The organism is Kitasatospora sp. NPDC101235 (assembly GCF_044767505.1).
Taxonomy (GTDB): Bacteria; Actinomycetota; Actinomycetes; order Streptomycetales; family Streptomycetaceae; genus Kitasatospora.
Genome location: NZ_JBIWNZ010000073.1, coordinates 1 through 6,404, shown reverse-complemented (window position 1 = coordinate 6,404; position 6,404 = coordinate 1). Strand labels below are relative to the sequence as shown.

Annotated in this window: 7 protein-coding genes and 1 pseudogene; 5 read left to right on the top strand and 3 right to left on the bottom strand. The window is 70.0% G+C overall.

All coding sequences use genetic code 11. The features are described 5' to 3' along the window. Window positions 1–257: hypothetical protein (locus ACIRRH_RS43625; RefSeq protein WP_403079040.1), on the bottom strand; the 257-nt coding region annotated here is incomplete at its 3' end. Window positions 258–411: 154 nt separating this feature from the next. On the opposite strand from ACIRRH_RS43625, the gene ACIRRH_RS43620 reads away from it, so the two are divergent. After that, window positions 412–1,152, top strand: coding sequence for a hypothetical protein (locus tag ACIRRH_RS43620; protein ID WP_403079039.1), 741 nt, complete (start codon window positions 412–414; stop codon window positions 1,150–1,152). A gap of 131 nt (window positions 1,153–1,283) precedes the next feature. On the opposite strand, the gene ACIRRH_RS43615 is transcribed toward ACIRRH_RS43620, so the two are convergent. Next, the gene (locus tag ACIRRH_RS43615; protein WP_403079037.1) at window positions 1,284–1,655 is read right to left on the bottom strand and encodes a hypothetical protein; all 372 of its coding nucleotides are present in this window, start codon (window positions 1,653–1,655) and stop codon (window positions 1,284–1,286) included. Between the two features lie 417 nt (window positions 1,656–2,072). On the opposite strand from ACIRRH_RS43615, the gene ACIRRH_RS43610 reads away from it, so the two are divergent. The 3 genes and pseudogenes from ACIRRH_RS43610 (at window position 2,073) to ACIRRH_RS43600 (ending at window position 5,389) form a co-directional block, all read left to right on the top strand. Then, window positions 2,073–2,684 carry a hypothetical protein gene (locus ACIRRH_RS43610; RefSeq protein WP_403079035.1) on the top strand — a complete coding sequence of 204 codons (612 nt, stop codon included), beginning with the start codon at window positions 2,073–2,075 and terminating at the stop codon, window positions 2,682–2,684. Between the two features lie 189 nt (window positions 2,685–2,873). Then, window positions 2,874–3,918 (top strand): annotated as a pseudogene (locus ACIRRH_RS43605) (IS110 family transposase). 796 nt (window positions 3,919–4,714) lie between these two features. Next, on the top strand, window positions 4,715–5,389 hold the full coding sequence (locus ACIRRH_RS43600; RefSeq protein WP_403079033.1) for a DUF402 domain-containing protein: 675 nt from the start codon (window positions 4,715–4,717) through the stop codon (window positions 5,387–5,389). Window positions 5,390–5,521: 132 nt separating this feature from the next. Here ACIRRH_RS43600 and ACIRRH_RS43595 read toward each other — a convergent pair whose 3' ends face one another. Beyond that, on the bottom strand, window positions 5,522–5,698 hold the full coding sequence (locus tag ACIRRH_RS43595; protein ID WP_403079031.1) for a hypothetical protein: 177 nt from the start codon (window positions 5,696–5,698) through the stop codon (window positions 5,522–5,524). 199 nt (window positions 5,699–5,897) lie between these two features. On the opposite strand from ACIRRH_RS43595, the gene ACIRRH_RS43590 reads away from it, so the two are divergent. Continuing rightward, a complete protein-coding gene (locus tag ACIRRH_RS43590; RefSeq protein ID WP_403079029.1) occupies window positions 5,898–6,332 on the top strand; it encodes a hypothetical protein in 435 nt (144 codons plus the stop codon). Window positions 6,333–6,404: the final 72 nt, after the last annotated feature.

Below are 6,404 nucleotides of genomic sequence, written 5' to 3'. Positions count from 1 at the left end.
GTGTCCACCGCACCGCAGGCATAGCGCGTACCGGCCGATTCACGCCACAACAGCGCATCCGTAGGAGTCAGGGCGCCGCCTTCGGCTGGAGGCTGTCCCGTGGATCTGCCTTCCCTGCTGGCCGCCATCGAGCGCGACGACGACACCACGATCTTCGAGTTCCGGCGGCCCAGGTGACCGGGTCGACGCTGCCAGCCCAGGGGCAGCAGCGATGCCCCGCCACCGGTGGTGTCGTCGGCGTTGACTGTGGTGAGCACGGACGTGCCTTCCCGGACCGGCGTGGCAACGTCGGTCCTTGCCCGGTGACCTGTCGATCAGTCACCAGGGAAGGTGCGCTCTCCGCCGGCCGATCCACAGGTTCCGAGCATTGCTCCATCGCATACCCCCAGACACAACTTCGAACGAGGCCCCATGACCGACTCTGAAGACGCACAGGGACCCCAGGGAACCCGGACCGGCGACGACCAAGCCGAGAGCGCCGCTGACCGCCTGCGCGCACGCTGGGCCGAACCCGTGGCGACTGAACCAGTCCCGTGGTATCGCCGGCTGAAGCGCCGCACACTTACCACCACGGCTGTCACAGTCGCCGCCGTTGCCACCGCGGGCACGCTTTTCGTCGTCCTCGGCCCGGACGATCCCGCGCACTACAAGCTCACCGCACCGCAGACCATCGGTGACCTCACCCTCGATCCCGACTCCGCAAAGACTCTCGCCGACGCAGACGCCCGGGTCTTCCCCAACACGCCCGGCACGATCCGCATCCACGATCACTTCGTCGTCGCCTACCGCACCCCGGACGCCACCGACCCAAGCCTGATTGTCATCGGCGCCACCGGCTCCTTCGCCAGGCCCGTCCGCGAACTCGACAGCCTTCTCGGCGGTCCCGACCCCGCCAACAACCCCACTCCCTCCGATGGCACCAAGCCCGTGGGCGGATACACCGTGTTCCCGCCCGGGCCACTCGGCGGCTTCCTGAAGTGCGCCGCCGCGGACAAGGGCACCGACCTCACCGTCGCGTGCGCGTGGGCGGACGGCAACACCATCGGCGGCGTCGTCGACACCAGCGCCACCCAAGCCACCATCGACCTCCCCGCCCTCGCCGAGCGCACACGCACGATCCGTGCCGCAATGACCGTCCCCGACCAGTCGTAGCCCCGCCAGGTCATCTCTGTTCCGTGTTGAGCCGAGAACGGCTGACCATTGGACGTAGAGGCAGTGGCGCGGTGCGGTCCGAGCGCCGGGTCGAGGTCGCGCCGCTGGACGGGCGGTACCGGCCCTGCGTGCTAACTCCGCCAATCGCCGCCCTCGCGCCGGTGGTACCAGTCCTCGAAGAAGTCCTCCACCGCGTGGACGCCGGCGGGCAGGGCCCGCACGATCGCGGTGAGGTCCTCGCCCGGGTACGGCGGCCGGGGGTCGCGGCTGATCAGCGCGGCGACGTTCACGGCTTGCAGGGCGGCGATGCCGGCATGGTGGCGCTCGCGTAGCGGGACGAGCCCGGGGAGGGCGTCGGCGGGGGCCAGGTAGACCTCGGCGAGGGGGTCGATGGCAATGCCGTGGGCGGCGAGGTGGCGGCGGTAGGCGGGGGAGTCGACCGGCGCGGTGTTCGCCGGCTCGCCGCACCGGGTGGCGGCCAGGACGTGGTCCTTGCCGAGCATCGCAGACACCGCGCCCGGATCGGGCCCGCCCGACAGTGCCCAACCGGCCCTGGGGTGCCGCGCTTCGCTCCCGTCTGGCCACCAAGCCGATGCGCCCTGGCCGGAAGCGACACCAGGCCTTCGTAAGCGCCGACCGAATGCGGCCGGCCGGCCCGCTCTGATCACCGGAGCGGGCCGGGACCGGTTCGCTCCGCGCAGATGTCGTGCATCACGTTCAGCACGGCGACATACCGGGGTTCGATCGGTGGCCAGAGGGTTCGGAGCTGGCTGCTCATGCGGTGCTGGTCGTTGGGTGAGGGATCAGGTGCTCAGCGGATGTGGGCGATGCCAGGACACCGTGAGGCTGGGCCTCACGCTCTTCGACGTCAGCGGGAACGGATAGCCTCCGGCGGGAACGGGTGGCTGATGGGAGTGGACGTGAACATTGAGGAGATGCTGGACCGGCTCGGCGCGGTGATCGGGCCGCCGCCTGCGGACGGGGTGGTGCCGGTTCCGTGGGAGCTCGGGCTCGAGGCGATCGGTTTCCAGCTGCCCGCGGACTACCGGGCGTTCGCCGACCGGTACGGGATGGTCAGCATCAGCGACGAGCTGCACATCTACACACCATCGGAAGCGCCCAGCTCCAAGATCGGGCAGCCGCTCGGCTTCGAGGGGTTCCTGTACTTCACGACGGAGCCCTACGGATACTGTGCCATGCTGGCCCAGGCCTACGAGGACGGGGACTATGACGAGTGCCCGTATCCGCTGTTCCCGGCCGAGGGCGGGCTTTTGAAGTGGGGCAACAACTACAACTCCGACCAGTTCTTCTGGCTGATGCGGGGCCCGGACCCGGACCGATGGCCGGTCGCTGCCAAGTTCGACTCGATGCTGGAGTGGGACCTGTTCGAGGGCGGCTTCCTGGAGTTCCTGCTGGCGGCGGTGACGGAACAGTATCCATATCATGGGAGCGTTGTGTCCGGCGGAATGAGGCAGGTCGGTGACGGCCGTGCTTATCGCTTTCGGGGTGACTGGTCGAAGCAGCTTTGGTAATGAGTCCACGGACATGGTCAACGGCCAGGTCGGGGCGGCTCCGGCTTGTCCTCAATGGAAACCGTAAAGCGAGTGGGGAGTTTCCGCACCCCCGCTGACCTGACCCTATGAGGGCCGGGCCCCCTTCCGTACTCAGCCCGGCGATGCCTATCGTCCGGGTACACACGAGCTCGGGAAGGAGGCCCGGCAATGTCTGTCTACGTCGGGATCGACGTGCACCGCAAGCGGTCCCAGATCGCCCTGATCGATGAGGACGGCACGGTCCAGGTCAACCGGAACGTCCCCAACGGCGTCGAAACCGTTCTCGGGGTGATCGGCGATCTGCCGATCGGCACCCCGGTCGCGTTCGAGGCCGCCTACGGCTGGGGCTGGCTGGTGGAACTCCTGGAGGACTACGGCTACGACCCCCACCTGGTCCACCCGCTGCAGTGCAAGGCGATCGCGTCCGCGAGGCTGAAGAACGACAAGGTCGACGCGGCCACCCTCGGCCAGCTCCTGCGCGCCGATCTTCTCCCGGAGGCGTGGATCGCCCCGCTGGACGTACGCCAGCAACGCGCCCTCCTGCGCCACCGCGCCCAGCTGGTCCGCCAACGCACCCTGCTCCGCAACCGCATCCACGCCGTGCTCGCCGACCTCGGCCACGACCGGGCCGGCGGATTCTGCACCGCACCCGGCCGCGCCTGGCTGGCCGGTCTGCCGCTGCCCGACGCCTCCCGCCGTGTCGTGGACGACCTCCTCGCGGTCATGGACAGCCTGCAGCCGCTGATCGACGCCCTCGACAAGCAGCTCGCTGCGCAGGCACGTGGCGATCCACGCGTGACGGCCCTCACCCGGCTGCCCGGTGTCGGCACGCTCACCGCGCTGATGATCACAGCCGAGGTCGGCGACATCACCCGCTTCCCCTCGGCCCGAAAGCTCGCCCTGGGCGGGGCTCACCCCCACCGTCCGCAACTCCGACCGCACCGTCCATCACGGGCACATTTCCAAGCAGGGCTCGCCCTGGCTGCGGTGGATCATGTGCGAGGCCGCCCAGACCGCCAAACGCCACCCGGTGTTCGCCCCCGGCTACCAGGACATGGTCCGCCGACGGGGCAAGAAGATCGCCACCACCGCGGTGGCCCGCAAGCTCCTTGCCCGGGCCTACCACGTCCTGCGCGAGGTCCATGACCAACAACAGACGACACCCCGCCGCAGACCCCACCAGCCGACGCGGACCGCGACACACTCCGGGTGAGCTCGCACCCACTGCATGAGACGGCAGCCTGCCGCGCTCGATGACCTGACTGAGCAGCCCGGTCCCCCGAACCACGGTCATGGTGCCGGCCAAGGCCGGACGCCGGATGGGTGCATGTGACACCACGCATCGACCACGCCCCCGGGGGACACCAACCCGCCGACCCGACAACAGACTTCCGGAACATCCTCGGCGGACCAGCGTCGGTCGCCGCTCGCCGGCGTCCAGCTCGTTCGTCCTCGCCCGCTCGCTCCCTCACGGGCTCCGGGCGCTCCAACTGGCCCCCTCCCGTGCGGCAACCGGGCACGACAACCGCCAGGAAGCCCCGAAAACACGCCCCGGAACAGCCACCACACCCCGGGGTAGTCAGCCTGCCATTTGACAGGCCCAACCCTCATGGGTGCACCGGGGAGCTTGCAGGGCGGTGAGTTTCGTTCCCGGGGCCGGCGAGTTTGCCTGCCCCGGGAACGGCCCGCCCTGGTGAGCTTCGGGTGCCGGCACAGGTCAGCGGCCGGCGAGAACGGGCTGCGCTGCTCCGTACGGGCGGCGGCCAGGTTCGGCGCCGGGGCGTGGTGGGCAGAGCCTTCGGCATGACGACACCTCCGACCAGGCGCAGACGTCGCCGCCGTCCGGACGCCTTCACCGCCGCTGCTCCGGTCCGTGCCGCGCGGCCGCCGGCTCCACGGCCGGGCGGCAGCCCGTGCTGCCGGACCTGGTCCAGCGAGCACATCTCCCCGGGCGGCATGGTCGTGCGCACCACCTGGCACGAGCCCGCCTGCACGACCTGGGGCCGACCGTGACCGCCGCCGCGCCCGGCACCGCCACCCCGTTCGCCCCCGGTTCCACGGTCGTACGCCGCGACATCCACCTCGGCAAGGTATGGACCGCCCAGCCCCACCGGGCGATCTCCGACACCGGCACCCTGCTCGAGCTCGGCTACTGGCCCGGCATCCACGCCCTCGCCCCGACCACCTGGACGACGGCACTGCGCACCGGCGACGACACCTCCCGCAAGAACGGCCTGACCAACCTCACAGCAGGCACCTGGGAGCTGGAACCGTGGGCCTGGCAGCACACGGTCCTGCGCTCCCGCTTCGAGGAAGGCGAGTGGTTCTCCCTGCACCACTTCCAGACCCCGGCGGGAGAGCCGCTGCGCCTGTACGTGAACTTCGAGCGCCCGGCGGCTCGGACGCGGATCGGGATCGACACCCTGGACCTGCTCGTCGACCTGGTGGTCGAGCCGGATCTGTCCTCGGCGACGTGGAAGGACGAGGACGAGTACGCGCACGGCCGCCGCCTCGGCTTCATCACCGACGACGACCACCGGTCCGTCGAGCAGGCCCGCGAGCGCGCCCTCGGCCCCCTCCGGGACCGGGCCGGCCCGTTCGCCGAGCCGTGGCCGACCTGGGCACCGGATCCGGCCTGGCCGCTTCCCGTCCTACCCGACGGCGCCAGCCGGACGGCGCTGTAGGGACGGGCCACCCATACGGGCTTCTCCGCAGCCGCCGCCGACGCGCCCCTGCGGCTTCGCCCATGAATCCAGGGCCGACAAGGACACGCTGTGCCAGGACAATTGAGAGCCACCCTCCTGGATGGCGGCTCGTCACTTACGGCTCCCGCGTACGGCGCGGATCACCTCGGCCACCGCCCTCAGCACCGTGGCGCGGTCGCGCGAGGCGGTGCCCTTGAGCGCGACCATCACGATTGCTACGGCCGATGCGGCCGCGACCAGCATGCTGGCAACGGGCACCAGGGCGGCGGCCCAGGCGGCGATGGTCATGTGTCAGTCCTTCCATAAGTGGCCTCGGCAGCCCCTAACGAGGCGGCCACGAGAACCTTCGCCCCACCTCCAAGGGGGCAGCCATGGATCCCGGATCGCCGGATTTCCGGCCACAAACCCCCAGGTTGCGGGGCCGTCCGATCCCGGTCGGCCGGATCGCTCCGGATCGGAACAGCGCCCGAACGGAGGAGACGAGGAAGTGAACGCGACGAAAGAGCCCACCGGACGGCAGACTCTGGCGGAACAGCTCGGGCAGCTCCACAGCGAATTGCGCCGGCAGGGCAAGACGCAGAAGGCCGCAATCGAAGAAGCCAACCGGCGCCGACGGACAGCCGCAGGCCGCCGCGAGGACGTGCCCTGGCCGCGCAGGGAAGGCGGCGCAGACCTGTCGCTCCAGGCAGTCAACGACTGGTTTCCCAAAGGCGCGAAAGAGCCCAGCGTACCGCCGGACATCGAGGACCTGTGGTCCGTGGTTGTCGTGATGCTGGAATGGACGGGACAACTCACGAGGCAGTCCGCAGACCGGCTACGCCGCCATTGGAAGACCCTCCACGAGGAGGCCCGGGCAGGAACCAGCCTGGACGAGGAGGTGCGCGGCTACCTCGAAGCCGCTAGGTCGTGTATTTGGTTGTGATCAATGGGTCCGGGTGAGGTCCTTGATCCAGATCATCGCGCCGCGGAGGTGGAGGCCGGCGAGGTAGCTTTC

Bases quoted from the DNA above. Each gene is read 5' to 3' on its own strand.
- ACIRRH_RS43620 (WP_403079039.1), top strand. From the start codon at position 412: ATGACCGACTCTGAAGACGCACAGGGACCCCAGGGAACCCGGACCGGC.
- ACIRRH_RS43595 (WP_403079031.1), bottom strand. From the start codon at position 5,698: ATGACCATCGCCGCCTGGGCCGCCGCCCTGGTGCCCGTTGCCAGCATG.
- ACIRRH_RS43615 (WP_403079037.1), bottom strand. From the start codon at position 1,655: ATGCTCGGCAAGGACCACGTCCTGGCCGCCACCCGGTGCGGCGAGCCG.